The 15,447-nt window shown below is 52.4% G+C and carries 14 protein-coding genes; 6 read left to right on the top strand and 8 right to left on the bottom strand.

Going from position 1 to position 15,447, the window contains the following annotated elements:
• Positions 1-179: 179 nt before the first annotated feature.
• Entirely contained in the window at positions 180-698 is a 519-nt protein-coding gene (mobB, locus tag FQK12_RS01520) for a molybdopterin-guanine dinucleotide biosynthesis protein MobB (protein WP_014227362.1), read from the bottom strand.
• Positions 695-1,276 (bottom strand): molybdenum cofactor guanylyltransferase MobA, encoded by a 582-nt coding sequence (gene mobA, locus FQK12_RS01525; protein ID WP_025106519.1) that lies wholly within the window; start codon positions 1,274-1,276, stop codon positions 695-697. Before mobA ends, mobB begins: the two co-directional genes overlap by 4 nt.
• 71 nt (positions 1,277-1,347) lie before the next feature.
• Here mobA and FQK12_RS01530 point away from each other — a divergent pair, with 71 nt between their 5' ends.
• The 3 genes from FQK12_RS01530 to dsbA all read left to right on the top strand — a co-directional run bounded on the left by FQK12_RS01530 (position 1,348) and on the right by dsbA (position 3,330).
• A complete protein-coding gene (locus tag FQK12_RS01530) occupies positions 1,348-1,617 on the top strand; it encodes a YihD family protein (protein WP_004855810.1) in 270 nt (89 codons plus the stop codon).
• Positions 1,618-1,692: 75 nt separating this feature from the next.
• A complete protein-coding gene (locus FQK12_RS01535) occupies positions 1,693-2,679 on the top strand; it encodes a serine/threonine protein kinase (RefSeq protein WP_014227364.1) in 987 nt (328 codons plus the stop codon).
• A gap of 27 nt (positions 2,680-2,706) precedes the next feature.
• Positions 2,707-3,330: a thiol:disulfide interchange protein DsbA gene (dsbA, locus tag FQK12_RS01540; RefSeq protein WP_004855816.1), complete on the top strand. Its 624-nt coding sequence runs from the start codon at positions 2,707-2,709 to the stop codon at positions 3,328-3,330.
• A gap of 49 nt (positions 3,331-3,379) precedes the next feature.
• On the opposite strand, the gene FQK12_RS01545 is transcribed toward dsbA, so the two are convergent.
• Complete coding sequence (locus tag FQK12_RS01545) at positions 3,380-4,279, bottom strand: acyltransferase (RefSeq protein WP_014227365.1); 900 nt, start codon at positions 4,277-4,279, stop codon at positions 3,380-3,382.
• 396 nt (positions 4,280-4,675) lie between these two features.
• Between FQK12_RS01545 and polA the strand changes: the two genes are divergently transcribed.
• Positions 4,676-7,465: a DNA polymerase I gene (gene polA / locus FQK12_RS01550; protein WP_014227366.1), complete on the top strand. Its 2,790-nt coding sequence runs from the start codon at positions 4,676-4,678 to the stop codon at positions 7,463-7,465.
• Positions 7,466-7,814: 349 nt separating this feature from the next.
• Here polA and yihA read toward each other — a convergent pair whose 3' ends face one another.
• On the bottom strand, positions 7,815-8,447 hold the full coding sequence (gene yihA, locus FQK12_RS01560) for a ribosome biogenesis GTP-binding protein YihA/YsxC (RefSeq protein WP_004855823.1): 633 nt from the start codon (positions 8,445-8,447) through the stop codon (positions 7,815-7,817).
• Between the two features lie 583 nt (positions 8,448-9,030).
• On the opposite strand from yihA, the gene yihI reads away from it, so the two are divergent.
• Positions 9,031-9,537: a Der GTPase-activating protein YihI gene (gene yihI / locus FQK12_RS01565; protein WP_014227367.1), complete on the top strand. Its 507-nt coding sequence runs from the start codon at positions 9,031-9,033 to the stop codon at positions 9,535-9,537.
• Between the two features lie 188 nt (positions 9,538-9,725).
• Entirely contained in the window at positions 9,726-11,099 is a 1,374-nt protein-coding gene (hemN, locus tag FQK12_RS01575) for an oxygen-independent coproporphyrinogen III oxidase (RefSeq protein ID WP_014227368.1), read from the top strand.
• Between the two features lie 36 nt (positions 11,100-11,135).
• Here the strand turns inward: hemN and FQK12_RS01580 are convergent, their stop codons facing one another.
• From FQK12_RS01580 to glnA, 4 genes are all read right to left on the bottom strand, one after another.
• Positions 11,136-11,246: a YshB family small membrane protein gene (locus FQK12_RS01580; protein ID WP_004855828.1), complete on the bottom strand. Its 111-nt coding sequence runs from the start codon at positions 11,244-11,246 to the stop codon at positions 11,136-11,138.
• Between the two features lie 111 nt (positions 11,247-11,357).
• On the bottom strand, positions 11,358-12,767 hold the full coding sequence (glnG, locus tag FQK12_RS01585; protein WP_014227369.1) for a nitrogen regulation protein NR(I): 1,410 nt from the start codon (positions 12,765-12,767) through the stop codon (positions 11,358-11,360).
• Positions 12,768-12,775: 8 nt separating this feature from the next.
• Entirely contained in the window at positions 12,776-13,825 is a 1,050-nt protein-coding gene (gene glnL, locus FQK12_RS01590) for a nitrogen regulation protein NR(II) (protein ID WP_004127098.1), read from the bottom strand.
• Positions 13,826-14,013: 188 nt separating this feature from the next.
• Positions 14,014-15,423, bottom strand: a complete 1,410-nt coding sequence (glnA, locus tag FQK12_RS01595) for a glutamate--ammonia ligase (protein ID WP_004127100.1) — start codon at positions 15,421-15,423, stop codon at positions 14,014-14,016.
• Positions 15,424-15,447: the final 24 nt, after the last annotated feature.

Below are 15,447 nucleotides of genomic sequence, written 5' to 3' on the forward strand. Positions count from 1 at the left end.
AAGTGAAACGCCGTAGCGCCGATGGTAGTGTGGGGTCTCCCCATGTGAGAGTAGGGAACTGCCAGGCATCAAACAAGTGAAGAGCCCATCCTGACGGATGGGCTTTTTGCGTTTTTGTCGCCTGAAACTATCAGCAGATGCCTTCAGAAGGCGCGATCATGGCTATATCTCTGCAATAACTATCGGTCCTCGTTAAACCCCTTTAACCACTGCATAATAAAAGCGGCTATTTGCGGGACATCATTTAAATCTAACAATGGAAGCGACGTCTCGACCGGCGTATCGCTGGCTATGGCAATCACGTCATCGTCATAAACTAATTCTTCAATGCTATGTCCGCTGTTTTGCCGAAAAAGCAGGATTTTGGGCACAGCTTCATGCTTAAAACCCTCAACCAGGACTAAATCTAACGTTGATGCATCCATTCGGCTAACCAGCCATTCCAGATCCAGCGGAGGCTCTTCGGGTGTTTCCGTCATTAATGCCCAACGCTGGGAGCTGGCGACAATCGTCTGAGCCGCTCCGGCTTTACGCAGTTCATAGCTGTCTTTACCGGGCTTATCCACGTCCATATCATGATGAGTATGTTTAATTAGCCCTGGCCGTAAGCCTCCCGCGCGCAGTGCCGGAATCAGCGACTTCAGTAGGGTGGTTTTACCTGTACCGCTCCAGGCTGCGATGGCTAAAAGCGGGATCATGATGGCACCTGCATACGTTGCAAATCGTCGAGAGTATTGACGTTAATAAATGCTGATTTTACATCGCTAAAATCGACGCTATGACCGCCAATTTTGCGCAGAAATACCATTACCCGTCTTTCTCCTGCCGCCAGATACGTTTCCAGTTCGCCGATCGCCTCGCGATTCACCAGAGCAATGGCCGGATGGTCACGTTCACCATCGTGTACCCAAACGGCTGGAGATGATTTTCTCTGCTGTATTAAGCGCGTCGCCAGAAATGATGGGATAAATGGCGTATCACAGGGACAAAACAGAAACCACTCGCCCTCAACCTGATGCATTACGGAAAGCATGCCGGCCAACGGCCCGGGAAAGTCGTTCAGAGAGTCGGTAATAATCGGGTAGCCGCTGCTTCGCCAGCAATCAAGATTGCGGTTAGCGCTAATTACCAGCTTTGTAACCTGCGGCTGCAGCGCATCGGCGACATGACGCCACAGGGCTTTACCTTTCAGCAGCTGTAATCCTTTATCTATTCCTCCCATGCGTGAGCCTCTTCCTCCCGCCAGCACGACGCCGGTTATGACCTTGCCCTGCATATTAATATCGCCTCTTTCATTGTGGGATTGTCCCTGCTAACGTATTCCTATCAAGAGTAAGGAGCATTGCTATGAAATGTAAACGTCTGAATGAAGTCATTGAACTCCTCCAGCCAGCCTGGCAGAAAGAACCCGAGCTGAATTTAATGCAATTTTTGCAAAAACTGGCGAAAGAGGCCGGATACACCGGTGAGTTGAACGATCTCTCCGACGATATTCTGATTTATCATCTGAAGATGCGCGACTCGGCAAAAGAAGCTGTTATTCCCGGGATTCAGAAAGATTATGAAGAAGATTTTAAAACCGCGCTGCTACGCGCTCGCGGCGTGATTAAAGAGTAAAAGGTTGTAAGCGCTGCCGCGGAATCGGCAATGAGATGATATCCTGTATCATTCGTACGATTATCGGATGTCAGGATGCACGATAAGGCTTTCACTTTTCAGACGCTTCACCCGGATACCATCATTGATGGCTTATTTGATCTGGGAATGCGGGTGGACTCCGGTCTCACACCGCTTAATAGCTATGAGAACCGGGTTTACCAGTTTCAGGACGAAGATCGTCGCCGCTATGTGGTGAAGTTCTATCGTCCTGAGCGTTGGTCAGCCCAACAAATCCTCGAAGAACATCAGTTTTCCCTCCAGCTCGTGCAGGACGAAGTCCCTGTAGCGGCGCCGTTGTCGTTTAACGACAGTACCCTTCATCAGCATCAGGGATTCTTTTTCGCCGTATTCCCAAGCCTGGGTGGACGTCAGTTTGAGGCGGATAACCTCGATCAGATGGAATGGGTTGGGCGCTACCTTGGCCGTCTGCATCAAACTGGACGCAAACAGCGTTTTGTCGCTCGTCCGGAGATAGGGACGAATGAGTATCTTCTTGAGCCACGCCAGGTCTTTGAGCTTTCCCCGCTGATACCTGCAGGTCTGAAAGAGGCTTTTCTCAGCGCTACCGATAAGCTGATTGATGCGGTAATGGCGCAATGGCACGGACGCGCCAATATTTTACGGTTACACGGTGATTGCCATGCGGGAAACATCCTCTGGCGCGATGGGCCACTGTTTGTTGATTTAGATGATTCACGTAATGGACCTGCTATCCAGGATCTGTGGATGTTGTTGAACGGCGATAAAGCCGAGCAACGGATGCAGCTTGAGATGATCATTGAAGCGTATGAAGAGTTCAGCGCTTTCAATACCGATGAAATTGCCCTCATCGAACCTTTACGTGCAATGCGGTTAGTTTATTATCTGGCGTGGTTATTAAGGCGCTGGGAAGATCCCGCTTTTCCTAAAAACTTCCCGTGGTTAACCGGGGAAGATTACTGGCGCGGGCAGACAACAACTTTTCTTGAGCAGGTAAAGGTTCTGCAGGAACCGCCTCTTCAGTTAACGCCAATGTATTAATGTGATATATCCAGGAGAGAATTAATCATGAAAAAAATTTGGCTGGCGCTGGCTGGTATGATTCTGGCTTTCAGTGCATCCGCTGCCCAGATCACCGACGGTAAGCAGTACATTACCCTCGATAAGCCCGTTGCCGGTGAGCCGCAGGTGCTCGAGTTTTTCTCGTTCTACTGCCCGCATTGCTATCAGTTTGAGGAAGTTCTTCATGTATCAGATAACGTGAAGAAAAAGCTGCCTGAAGGCGTAAAAATGACGAAATACCACGTTGAGTTCCTGGGTCCGTTAGGCAAGGATCTGACTCAGGCGTGGGCCGTTGCGATGGCGCTGGGCGTGGAAGATAAAATCACCGTGCCGATGTTTGAAGCGGTACAGAAAAACCAGACCGTCCAGACCGTGGCCGATATCCGTAAGGTCTTCGTTGACGCCGGCGTTAAAGGTGAAGATTACGATGCAGCCTGGAACAGCTTCGTGGTGAAATCCCTGGTGGCTCAGCAAGAGAAAGCCGCCGCTGATTTCCAGCTGCAGGGCGTGCCGGCTATGTACGTTAACGGTAAATACCAGCTAAACCCGCAGGGTATGGATACCAGCAACATGGACGCATTTGTTGCCCAGTATGCCGATACCGTTAAGCAGCTCGTTGAGAAGAAATAAAAAATAAACGCCGGTTACTGACCGGCGTTTTTCTTTTCTGCGCCCACAATTATTTCTCTGCCTGCTGCATTATTTCCGTTAGCTGCCGATCTTTCTCTTCCCAAAGCCTGTTTAGCCAGCGCTGAAAGCGTCGCTTAAAGTTTTTGTCATTTACATAATCGCCGTGCAGCTCTTCCATCACAGGTTCAAGACTGACTCGCACCACAACCCGCGTTAATCGGCCGCTCAGCATGTCATAAAACGGCTTTTGGTTGTTTTCCGGATAGCATAACGTGACGTTCAAAAGCTTATCAAACTGCGAGCCGAGCACGTTTAATGCCATGGCAATACCCGCAGCCTTTGGCGATAACAGATTCTGGTAAGGCGAACGGGTCTGCTGTTGCTTTTCTTCCGTGAAACGAGAGCCTTCGACAAAGTTAACAATCGTTGTTGGATGCGCGCGGAATTTCTCGCAGGAGCGGCGAGTGGTTTCAACATCTTTGCCCCGGCGTTCTGGATGGCGGAGTAAATAGCCTCGGGAATAGCGGCGCATAAAAGGCATATCCAGCGCCCAGCAGGCCAGCCCAATAAACGGCACCCAGGCGAGCTGTTGCTTGAGGAAATATTTATTCATCGGGATATGTTTGCGAAACAGCACGCAAAGCACCACGATATCTGCCCAGCTATGGTGGTTGCTGATGAGCAGATACCAGTTTTTCTTATTCAGGCCATCCAGGCCCTGTACATCCCATTTAAGCCAGGGATTAAGACGCAGCAGCAGAGCCAGCCCTTCACACCAGCAGTACATCATGAAATTGCAAAAAATGGATATCGAGCGCCAGACCGCAGGAATAGGCACAAGAAGTTTAATCAGCCCGGCGACGATGATTGGCACCGAGCAGATTATGGTGACTATGATAGTCAGGGCGATACTCAGCGGGAGCGTTATCGCGGCGAGTAATCTCGACATAGTTAATTTATTCAGAAAGTTAGGCTGTCAAAGAACGCGTTTAAACGGCGCAAGAGGCTGATTTTACCAGAAAATAGCGTAAATAACGGGTCTTACCAGAACAGAAAAATTTTCGGATCTTATATCCACATGGAACATTGAGTCGCCATGATGTTATTAAAGCAAATTATGAGTGTATAACTTAATGATAAATATGAAATAATTTGTTTATGGATGATTTGATTAACGATTGTTTGGCTGTCGTTATAAAAATATTCACAAAGTTATCCACAGGATAGCCCATAACGCGATCGAAAGGATCGCAGAATCTTTTCGACGAAATGCGGGAAAAATTCAGGATTTAATGCCCGTCTGTGGCATCCTTTACCGATAATCTGATAAACAGGCACGGAAATTATGGTTCAGATCCCAGAAAACCCTCTCATCCTCGTTGACGGCTCCTCTTACCTTTATCGGGCATATCACGCGTTCCCCCCGCTGACGAATAGCGCTGGTGAACCGACAGGCGCAATGTATGGCGTGCTGAATATGCTGCGAAGCCTGATCCTGCAGTATCAACCGACCCACGCTGTCGTCGTGTTTGATGCCAAGGGGAAGACTTTCCGTGATGAACTGTTTGAGCACTATAAATCTCATCGCCCGCCGATGCCGGACGATCTGCGTGCGCAGATCGAGCCGCTGCATGCCATGGTAAAAGCGATGGGCCTGCCGCTAATGGCTGTTCCTGGCGTAGAAGCCGATGATGTCATCGGTACCCTGGCGCGCGAAGCTGAAAAGGTCGGGCGTCCGGTACTGATTAGCACCGGCGATAAAGATATGGCCCAGCTGGTTACGCCGGGTATTACGCTGATTAACACCATGACCAATACTATCCTTGGCCCCGATGAAGTGGTGACGAAATACGGCGTACCACCGGAGCTGATCATCGATTTTCTGGCTCTGATGGGAGATTCATCGGACAATATTCCCGGCGTACCTGGCGTGGGAGAAAAGACTGCGCAGGCGTTACTGCAGGGGCTGGGTGGTCTTGATACGTTATATGCTGAGCCTGAAAAAATCGCCGGGCTGACCTTCCGCGGCGCAAAAACGATGGCCGCAAAGCTGGAACAGAATAAAGAGGTGGCATACCTCTCTTATCAGCTGGCGACGATCAAAACGGACGTTGAGCTGGAGCTGGGCTGTGAAGATTTGCTGGTTGCGCAACCCGTCGCTGATGAACTGCTCACGCTGTTTAAAAAATATGAATTCAAACGCTGGATCACCGATGTAGAGTCCGGCAAGTGGATGCAGGCAAAAGGCGCTAAGCCTGCGGCAAAGGCGGTTGTAGCGGTGGCTGACGTGGCCGATGCGGAGGAGGAAACCGCGACGGCGCTCTCTTCTGAAAATTATGTCACGATCCTTGATGAAGAAACATTGTTGACCTGGGTTGAGAGCCTGAAGAAAGCGCCGCTTTTTGCCTTTGATACCGAAACTGACAGCCTCGATAACGTATCCGCCAATATGGTCGGCTTATCCTTCGCCATTGAGCCTGGCGTTGCGGCCTATGTACCGGTTGCCCATGATTATCTGGATGCACCGGATCAGATCCCGCGCGACCGTGTCCTTGAGCTGCTGAAACCGCTACTGGAAGATGACAAGGTTCTGAAGGTTGGGCAAAACCTCAAATATGACCGCGGTATCCTGGCTAACTACGGCATTGAACTGCGCGGTATTGCCTTTGATACCATGCTGGAATCCTACATTCTTGACAGCGTGGCGGGCCGCCATGATATGGATAGCCTCTCCGATCGCTGGCTGAAGCACAAAACCATTACCTTTGAAGAGATTGCGGGTAAAGGTAAAAACCAGCTCACATTCAATCAGATCGCGCTGGAAGAAGCGGGCCGCTACGCGGCGGAAGATGCCGATGTCACGCTGCAGCTGCACCTCAAAATGTGGCCTGAACTTCAGCAAAATGAAGGCCCGCTGAACATCTTTAAAAATATTGAAATGCCGCTGGTGCCGGTGCTATCCCGCGTGGAGCGTAACGGAGTGAAGATTGATCCGGCCGTGCTGCATGCGCATTCTCAGGAGATAGCCAAACGCCTGATTGAGCTGGAGAAGAAGGCGTATGATATCGCGGGTGAGGAGTTTAACCTCTCTTCGCCGAAGCAGCTGCAAACCATCCTGTTTGAAAAACAAGGTATTAAGCCGCTGAAGAAAACCCCGGGCGGCGCGCCGTCTACCTCGGAAGAGGTGCTGGAAGAGCTGGCGCTGGACTATCCGCTGCCGAAAGTCATCCTCGAGTATCGTGGTCTGGCAAAACTCAAATCCACCTATACCGATAAGCTGCCGCTGATGATCAGCCCGAAAACGGGCCGGGTTCACACCTCTTATCACCAGGCGGTTACGGCAACGGGACGTTTGTCGTCTACAGACCCGAACCTGCAGAACATTCCGGTGCGCAACGAAGAAGGGCGGCGTATCCGTCAGGCGTTTATTGCTCCGGAAGATTATCTCATTGTCTCTGCCGACTACTCGCAAATTGAACTGCGCATCATGGCGCATCTTTCCCGCGACAAGGGCCTGCTGACCGCGTTTGCGGAAGGGAAGGATATCCACCGCGCGACGGCGGCAGAGGTCTTTGGTTTGCCGCTGGAGAGCGTCAGCAGCGAACAGCGCCGCAGCGCGAAGGCGATCAACTTCGGCCTGATTTACGGCATGAGCGCATTCGGCCTTGCGCGCCAGCTCAATATTCCACGCAAAGAAGCGCAAAAGTATATGGATCTCTACTTTGAGCGCTATCCGGGCGTGCTGGAGTATATGGAGCGCACCCGCACCCAGGCCAAAGAGCAGGGGTATGTTGAAACGCTTGATGGCCGTCGTCTCTACCTGCCGGACATCAAATCCAGCAACGGCGCGCGCCGCGCCGGTGCCGAGCGTGCGGCGATCAATGCGCCGATGCAGGGAACCGCTGCCGACATTATTAAGCGCGCGATGATCGCCGTAGATAGCTGGTTATTAAGCGAAAAACCGCGCGTGCGGATGATTATGCAGGTACACGATGAACTGGTCTTTGAAGTGCATAAAGACGACCTTGAGGCGGTTGCGAAAAAGATCCACGAACTGATGGAAAGCAGCACGACGCTGGCGGTTCCGCTGCTGGTGGAAGTGGGTAGTGGAGAAAACTGGGATCAAGCGCACTAAGTATTCGGTAAGGAAGGTCATTTCTTGTAAGTGAGTAACATAACTTATCGCATTTTGTGATGATCATTTGAATTTGCTATGTAAAGAGTGAAAAAAAACTACAAAAAATGCTTTATCCGTAACCGAAAGAAGAGTAGAGTTAAAGACGTAGGGTACAGAGGTAAGATGTTCTATCTTTCAGACCTTTTACTTCACGTAATCGGATTTGGCTGAATATTTTAGCCGCCCCGGTCATTTATGACCGGGGCGTTTTTTATTGCGCGAAAGAAAATTTTTTGCGTATCGATGCTGATGAGGCGGGCTACCCGGATAGAGCCCCACGCGCCGCTATCCGGAGAAGTTAGCGAGATTATTCGCCGTCTTCAGAGGCTTCCTGAGGAGGGATATCGTTATACCAGCTATCCAGCTTCTGCCGTAGTTTATCCACGCCCTGCTTCTTCAGGGAAGAAAACGCTTCGACCTGCACATCTCCGTTAAAGGCGGTGACCGCTTCACGAACCATGGCGATCTGCGCTTTTCGCGCGCCGCTGGCCAGCTTATCGGCTTTGGTTAGCAGCACCAGTACCGGGATATCGCTTTCCACCGCCCATTGGATCATCTGCTGATCGAGATCTTTAAGCGGATGACGAATATCCATCAACACAACCAGCCCTTTCAGACAGAGGCGTTTCTCCAGATATTCACCCAGCGCGCGCTGCCACTTGATTTTCATCTCTTCCGGAACCTGGGCATATCCATAGCCCGGCAGGTCGACCAGGCGTTTGCCTTCAGCGACTTCAAACAGGTTAATAAGCTGCGTACGGCCTGGCGTCTTCGAAGTACGCGCGAGGCTTTTCTGGTTAGTCAGCGTGTTCAGCGCGCTGGATTTCCCGGCGTTAGAGCGGCCAGCAAAGGCCACTTCAATACCGGTATCGGCAGGAAGATGGCGGATATCTGGCGCGCTAGTGACAAAATGCGTCAGTTGATAATTCCAGTTGGTCAAGACGGTCGTCTCCGTTAAATCAGGCTTTGACGGGGATTATACCTGAACAACAGAAAAAGGCTGTTTTTACCGCACCTCATCGCTGTAAGTTAAAACCACAGTCTTTGTGAGACATTGGCTATTGGTTATATGCGAAATTCATGAGAAAAGTCTGATTAAAAATAATACAAAGTTATATAAATCATTGCATTAAAATGAAAGAAAATTCTGAAACTCGTTTTTTTTCTGTACAGTCGGTTGTAGGTTTCCCGCAAACCAGTAAAGTAGCGGTCAAGGGCGAGGATGCTAACAGGATTATGACTCAGGATGAGGAGTCAGGAAGCGCCAGGAGGCGAAGACTACGGATTGTCAGGATGACAAACGTCTGGAGACGTTTTAAAAGGAAATGGATGTAACAGGGATCGTTGGTAGCTAAAGGAAAGACAGGGTGTGTCGTTAGCTAACATGGAAAGTAGAAGCCCATTAAGGGTTATCAGTGCGGAAAAAGGCGACAGAGTAATCTGTCGCCTTTTTTCTTTGCTTGCTTTCTGCTAGATTCCGCCTCAATTCTATACTGAAGAAAACGGCCTGAAGATTACACAACATGAAAAAACCGACATCCGTACCTCGCGGCAAAAAAAATCGCAAAACGCGTGAAGAATTGAACCAGGAAGCCCGCGAGCGCAAGCATCAGAAGAAGCATCGCGGCCACGCGGCAGGAAGTCGTGCGACCGGCGGCGACACCGCTTCAGCAGGTAAAAAACAAGGTCAGCAGCAAGATCCCCGAATTGGCAGTAAAAAACCAATCCCGCTGGGCGTAACTGAAAATGCTCCGGCGATTAAGCAGCATAAACCAAAGAGCGAGAAACCTATGCTTTCACCGCAGGCTGAGCTGGATTTGCTGGAGAACGATGAGCGCCTGGACGCGCTGCTGGAACGTCTGGAAGAGGGCGGTACCCTGAATGCTGAAGAGCAAGCCTGGGTTGACGCCAAGCTGGATCGTATTGATGAGCTGATGCAGCAGCTGGGCCTCTCATACGATGATGACGAAGATGAAGAAGAGGAAGAGCGCAAAGAAGATATGATGCGCCTGCTGAAGGGTGGAAACTAACGTTTGCACCCCATCGGATTCCCGGTCCTGCTTATAACCCTTCTGGTTATATGTTATCTGCTGTGGTTATTCGTTAAACTACGACGGTTGTCGCGGCGTCAGAAATGGCTGCGCAACCGGCTCATTACCCGAGGTGCGGTTGGGCCGGGGCGGCGTACCCGCCGACGGTACCATCGGAAGGAGTGAGCATGTCTGTGCAGTTAATCGACTGGGATCTGGCCCTGATCCAGAAATATAACTATTCCGGGCCGCGTTATACTTCGTATCCCACCGCGCTGGAGTTTTCTCCAGAATTTGGCGCCGCTGAATTTGATGCGGCGGTAGCCCGCTATCCGCAGCGTCCCCTCTCGCTGTACGTGCATATCCCGTTTTGCCATAAACTCTGCTATTTCTGCGGCTGCAACAAAATCGTCACCCGTCAGCAGCATAAGGCCGACCAGTATCTGGATGTGCTTGAGCAGGAGATTATTCATCGCGCGCCGCTTTTTGCTGGCCGCAAAGTTAATCAGCTGCACTGGGGCGGCGGTACGCCAACCTATTTAAACAAGGCGCAAATTAGTCGTCTGATGGGTCTGCTACGTACCCATTTCAATTTTAACGCGGATGCAGAGATCTCCATTGAGGTTGATCCGCGCGAAATCGAACTCGATGTCCTGGATCATTTACGCCTCGAAGGCTTTAATCGCCTGAGTATGGGCGTGCAGGACTTCAACAAAGAAGTGCAGCGCCTGGTGAACCGCGAGCAGGATGAAGCGTTTATCTTCGCGCTACTCAACCACGCGCGCGATATCGGCTTTACCTCTACCAATATCGACCTGATTTACGGTCTGCCGAAGCAAACGCCGCAGAGCTTCGCGTATACGCTACAGAAAGTGGCGGAGCTCAACCCCGATCGTCTGAGCGTATTCAACTATGCGCATCTGCCAACGCTCTTTGCTGCGCAGCGCAAAATCAAAGACGCCGATCTGCCTTCTGCAGAACAGAAGCTGGACATTCTTCAGGAGACGATTGTTTCGCTGACGGCCGCGGGATATCAGTTTATCGGCATGGACCACTTTGCCCGTCCGGATGATGAGCTGGCGATAGCCCAGCGTGAAGGTATCCTGCATCGTAACTTCCAGGGGTATACCACTCAGGGAGACACCGATCTGCTGGGGATGGGCGTCTCGGCGATCAGCATGATTGGCGATTGCTATGCGCAGAACCAGAAAGAGCTGAAGCAGTATTATCAGCAGGTTGATGAAACCGGAACGGCGCTGTGGCGCGGTATTGCGTTGACGCGCGATGACTGCATTCGTCGCGACGTGATTAAGGCGCTAATTTGTCACTTCCGTCTCGACTTCGCTGCGGTAGAAGCGCAGTGGAATCTTACCTTCGATAGCTACTTTGCCGACGATATGAAATTGCTGGCGCCGCTGGCCAAAGATGGGCTGGTGGATGTGGATGAGAAGGGCATTCAGGTGACGCCGAAAGGCCGGCTGCTGATACGCAATATCTGCATGTGTTTTGATACGTATCTGCGCCAGAAAGCGCGGATGCAGCAGTTTTCCCGCGTGATATAAAGCATACCCCCACTCCAGGAAGGAGCGGGGGTATTATCAGCTAAACAGCCCAACCATCGCCGCGCACAGAACGGCAGCTACCGCCGTCTGCGGCGTATGACCCGCTGCAACACCGCTCGATATAATATTAATAAATGATTCAAGCATGATTTCTCCCCCGTCTTTCCGGGCAAGATCATACTCAACGCATGGCAACAGTAAAGTACAAAATAGCAGCAGTTTGCGCTGGATGACTATTTTTTACTCGCCGCCGCGCTGCTACTCCATTCCCAGCTCTTTTAGCTTACGCGTCAGGGTATTACGACCCCAGCCCAGCAGGCGAGCCGCCTCTTGTTTATGCCCCTGCGTGTGGCGTAACGCGGTGGTCAGCAGCGTGCGCTCCATCTCCGGCTGCGCTTCCGAGAGCAGGTTTTGATGACCGGAACGCAAAGCGCGATCGGCCCATTGCCCCAGCAGCGTGGCCCAGCTATCCGGCAGCATTTGCGTCGGGTTATCCGGTATCGCCGTTTCAAACAGCTCGCTGGGAAGATCCTGCGTCAGAACCTCCTGACCTGCGGCCATTACCGTCAGCCAGCGACAGGTGTTTTCCAGCTGACGTACGTTGCCCGGCCATGCCAGTCGGGTTAACGCCATCTCCGTCTCCGGATGCAGCTGTTTGGCCTCGACGCCCAGCTCACGGGCGGCGATTTGCAGGAAATGTCTCGCCAGTCGCGGGATATCTTCCCGACGCTCGCGCAGCGGCGGCAGATGGACGCGAATCACGTTCAGGCGGTGAAATAAATCCTCGCGGAATTTTCCTTCCTGGACGCGCAGCTCAAGGTTCTGGTGGGTGGCGGCAATAATGCGTACATCCACCTTCACCGGCGCATAGCCCCCCACGCGATAAAACTGGCCATCGGCCAGTACGCGCAGCAGACGAGTCTGTACGTCCAGCGGCATATCGCCGATCTCGTCGAGGAACAGCGTGCCGCCGTCTGCCTGCTCGAATCGCCCCTGGCGCACGGTATTGGCGCCGGTAAAGGCCCCTTTCTCGTGGCCAAACAGTTCTGACTCAATCAGATCTTTCGGAATGGCCGCCATATTTAGCGCGATAAACGGCGCCTTGGCGCGCGGGCTGTGGCGGTGGAGAGCGTGGGCAACCAGCTCTTTACCGGTACCAGACTCGCCGTTGATCAGTACGCTGATTGATGAACGCGACAGGCGGCCGATAATGCGGAAGACGTCCTGCATGGCCGGCGCTTCGCCGATGATATCGGCCGTTGGGCTATTAATCGGCGCATTACGCGGCTGCTGCTGTTCCTGGTAATGGCTAATGGCACGATCAACCAGCGCCACCGCTTCATCGATATCAAACGGTTTCGGCAGATAATCAAAGGCGCCCTGCTGATAGGCGCTGACCGCCGCGTCAAGATCCGAATGCGCCGTCATTATGATGACCGGGAGCATCGGATTGCGCTGTTTAATTTGCTTTAGCAGCGCCAGTCCATCCATTCCCGGCATGCGGATATCAGACAGCAGCACATCCGGGGTTTTGGTCGTGAGGGCATCAAGCACCTCGTTGCCGCTTTCAAACGTCGTACAACTTAAGCCTGCCCCGGTGAGCGCGCGTTCAAGCACCCAACGGATGGAGCTATCGTCGTCAACGATCCATGCTATCCCTCGTTGCATAAACACCTCTACTTCCGAATAGGCAGGTACACCGAGAATTCGGTATGCCCTGGCCAACTGGTAAATTCAATTTTGCCGGAGTGCTGATCGATAAGGCTGCGGGCGATAGACAGCCCGAGTCCGGTGCCGCCTTCGCGCCCGCTCACCATCGGATAAAACAGCGTATCCTGTAAGTGAGACGGTATTCCCGGGCCGTTATCTTCAACGTCGATACGCGCAGCGAGGCGGTAGCGCACGCCGTGCAGGGTTAACTGAAAGGCCGTACGGGTGCGCAGAGTGATTTCGCCGCCCTCCGGTCCCAGAGCCTGCAGCGCATTTCGGACGATATTCAGCAGCACCTGTTCAATTTGGTCCGGGTCGTGCGGCAGTTCTGGCAGGCTGGGGTCATAGTCGCGAACCAGCTTGACGTTATCCGGCAGCTCCATCGACACAAGCTTTACCACCCGCTCAGCGACCTTGTGGATGCTTTCTGTTACGTGCATTCCGGGATGCTGTGGTCCCAGCAGACGGTCAACCAGATTTCTTAACCGATCGGCCTGTTCAATAATGACTTTGGTATATTCCATCAGCGCAGGATCGGGCAGCGCTTTGCTCAGCAGCTGTGCCGCGCCGCGCAGACCACCCAGCGGATTTTTAATCTCGTGGGCCAGGCCACGCACTAAGTCGCGAGCGGCAATCTGCTGTGCGTGCTGTAGCTGCTCCTGGCTCAGACGGCGCTGATTATCCATCGGCGCCATTTCCAGCAGGATATAGCCTTCAGGCAGGCGTTGCGCCGTCAGGGAAAGGATGTGCGAGCGGCCATCAATGACCAGCGTCACTTCGTTATCGGTAAACCCTTGACCCGCAGCGAGGCTCTCCTGCATGAGGCCGATATTCAGCGAGAAATAGCTCAACAGCTCCGGCAGCGGCGTGCCGAATAATTTACGCGAACTTTGCGCCAGCAGCTGCTGCGCCGCCGGGTTCGCGTAATGCACCGCCAGGTCGTCATCGACCAGTAAGATACTGTTGATTAAAGAGTTAAGGATCTGCCCAGCATCGGGCAGTGTGCCTGTTGCCATTCGACAGTCTCCTGAAAATGAGTGCACTATTTTAGTGCAGTATAGCTTTTTATGTATAAAAAGCTCATGAGATCAGCGTGTTGGTGGAGAAAAAAGCCCATCCTGAGATGGGCTGAAAGTTTCCACGGCAACAAAACATCCTTGGTATCCCACGCCACAACACGGAATACCGCGGATTTACAGCAAAATTAGACGCTGTAGTACAGCTCGAACTCAACCGGGTGCGGAGTCATACGTACGCGGTCGTTTTCTTCAATACGCAGGGCGATGTAAGCATCGATAGCGTCGTTGGTGAATACGCCACCGGCGGTCAGGAATTCACGGTCTGCGTCCAGCGCGTTCAGTGCTTCTTCCAGAGAACCTGCAACCTGTGGGATCTCTTTCGCTTCTTCCGGCGGCAGATCGTACAGGTTTTTATCCATGGCTTCGCCCGGATGGATTTTGTTCTTGATACCGTCAAGGCCAGCCATCAGCAGCGCAGCGAAGCACAGGTACGGGTTAGCCGCCGGGTCCGGGAAGCGAACTTCGATACGGCGCGCTTTCGGAGAGGTGACAACCGGAATACGGATAGACGCGGAACGGTTACGGGCAGAGTAAGCCAGCATAACCGGCGCTTCGTAACCCGGGACCAGACGCTTGTAGGAGTTGGTGGTCGGGTTAGCCAGGGCGTTAATCGCTTTAGCGTGTTTGATAACGCCGCCGATGTAGTACAGCGCTTGTTCAGACAGGCCTGCGTATTTGTCGCCAGAGAACAGGTTTACGCCGTTCTTGGAGAGGGACATGTGGCAGTGCATACCGGAACCGTTATCGCCAAACATCGGTTTTGGCATAAAGGTCGCGGTTTTGCCGAAACGGTGTGCGACGTTGTGCACAACGTATTTGTAAATCTGAATTTCGTCCGCTTTTTTGGTCATGGTGTTAAAGCGGGTAGCGATTTCGTTCTGACCCGCAGTCGCCACTTCGTGGTGGTGAGCTTCAACAACCAGGCCCATCTCTTCCATGATCATACACATGGTGGAGCGGATATCCTGAGAGGAGTCTACCGGCGGAACCGGGAAGTAACCGCCTTTCACGCCCGGACGGTGGCCTTTGTTGCCGCCTTCGTATTTGGTGGAGGAGTTCCATGCGCCTTCGATATCATCGATAGCAACGTGGGAACCGGAGATGGACGCACCAAAACGGATGTCGTCGAACAGGAAGAATTCTGGTTCTGGCCCGAACAGTACGGTGTCAGCCAGGCCGGTAGAGCGCAGATACTCTTCAGCGCGCTTAGCAATGGAGCGCGGGTCACGGTCATAGCCCTGCAGCGTGCCGGGTTCCAGGATGTCGCAGCGGATGATCAGCGTCGGTTCTTCATAGAACGGATCGATCAGCGCGGTGGTTGCATCCGGCATCAGGACCATGTCGGATTCGTTAATACCTTTCCAGCCGCCAATCGAGGAGCCATCAAACATTTTGCCTTCTTCGAAGAATTCGGCATTTACCTGATGAGAAGGAATAGTAACGTGCTGTTCTTTACCTTTGGTATCGGTGAAGCGCAGATCGACAAACTTCACTTCATGCTCGTTCAGCATCGTCAAAACGTGTTCAGCGGACATACTTAAACTCTCCCGGATTGGTCA

This window comes from Klebsiella sp. ME-303 (genome assembly GCF_007910085.1).
Lineage (GTDB): Bacteria > Pseudomonadota > Gammaproteobacteria > Enterobacterales > Enterobacteriaceae > Klebsiella > Klebsiella michiganensis.

What these genes read in the sequence shown, in the direction of transcription:
- FQK12_RS01545 (WP_014227365.1), bottom strand. Translation starts at nt 4,279, where the DNA reads ATGTCGAGATTACTCGCCGCGATAACGCTCCCGCTGAGTATCGCCCTG.
- FQK12_RS01530 (WP_004855810.1), top strand. Translation starts at nt 1,348, where the DNA reads ATGAAATGTAAACGTCTGAATGAAGTCATTGAACTCCTCCAGCCAGCC.
- polA (WP_014227366.1), top strand. Translation starts at nt 4,676, where the DNA reads ATGGTTCAGATCCCAGAAAACCCTCTCATCCTCGTTGACGGCTCCTCT.
- FQK12_RS01535 (WP_014227364.1), top strand. Translation starts at nt 1,693, where the DNA reads ATGCACGATAAGGCTTTCACTTTTCAGACGCTTCACCCGGATACCATC.
- glnA (WP_004127100.1), bottom strand. Translation starts at nt 15,423, where the DNA reads ATGTCCGCTGAACACGTTTTGACGATGCTGAACGAGCATGAAGTGAAG.
- hemN (WP_014227368.1), top strand. Translation starts at nt 9,726, where the DNA reads ATGTCTGTGCAGTTAATCGACTGGGATCTGGCCCTGATCCAGAAATAT.
- yihI (WP_014227367.1), top strand. Translation starts at nt 9,031, where the DNA reads ATGAAAAAACCGACATCCGTACCTCGCGGCAAAAAAAATCGCAAAACG.
- dsbA (WP_004855816.1), top strand. Translation starts at nt 2,707, where the DNA reads ATGAAAAAAATTTGGCTGGCGCTGGCTGGTATGATTCTGGCTTTCAGT.
- glnL (WP_004127098.1), bottom strand. Translation starts at nt 13,825, where the DNA reads ATGGCAACAGGCACACTGCCCGATGCTGGGCAGATCCTTAACTCTTTA.
- mobA (WP_025106519.1), bottom strand. Translation starts at nt 1,276, where the DNA reads ATGCAGGGCAAGGTCATAACCGGCGTCGTGCTGGCGGGAGGAAGAGGC.
- mobB (WP_014227362.1), bottom strand. Translation starts at nt 698, where the DNA reads ATGATCCCGCTTTTAGCCATCGCAGCCTGGAGCGGTACAGGTAAAACC.
- glnG (WP_014227369.1), bottom strand. Translation starts at nt 12,767, where the DNA reads ATGCAACGAGGGATAGCATGGATCGTTGACGACGATAGCTCCATCCGT.
- FQK12_RS01580 (WP_004855828.1), bottom strand. Translation starts at nt 11,246, where the DNA reads ATGCTTGAATCATTTATTAATATTATATCGAGCGGTGTTGCAGCGGGT.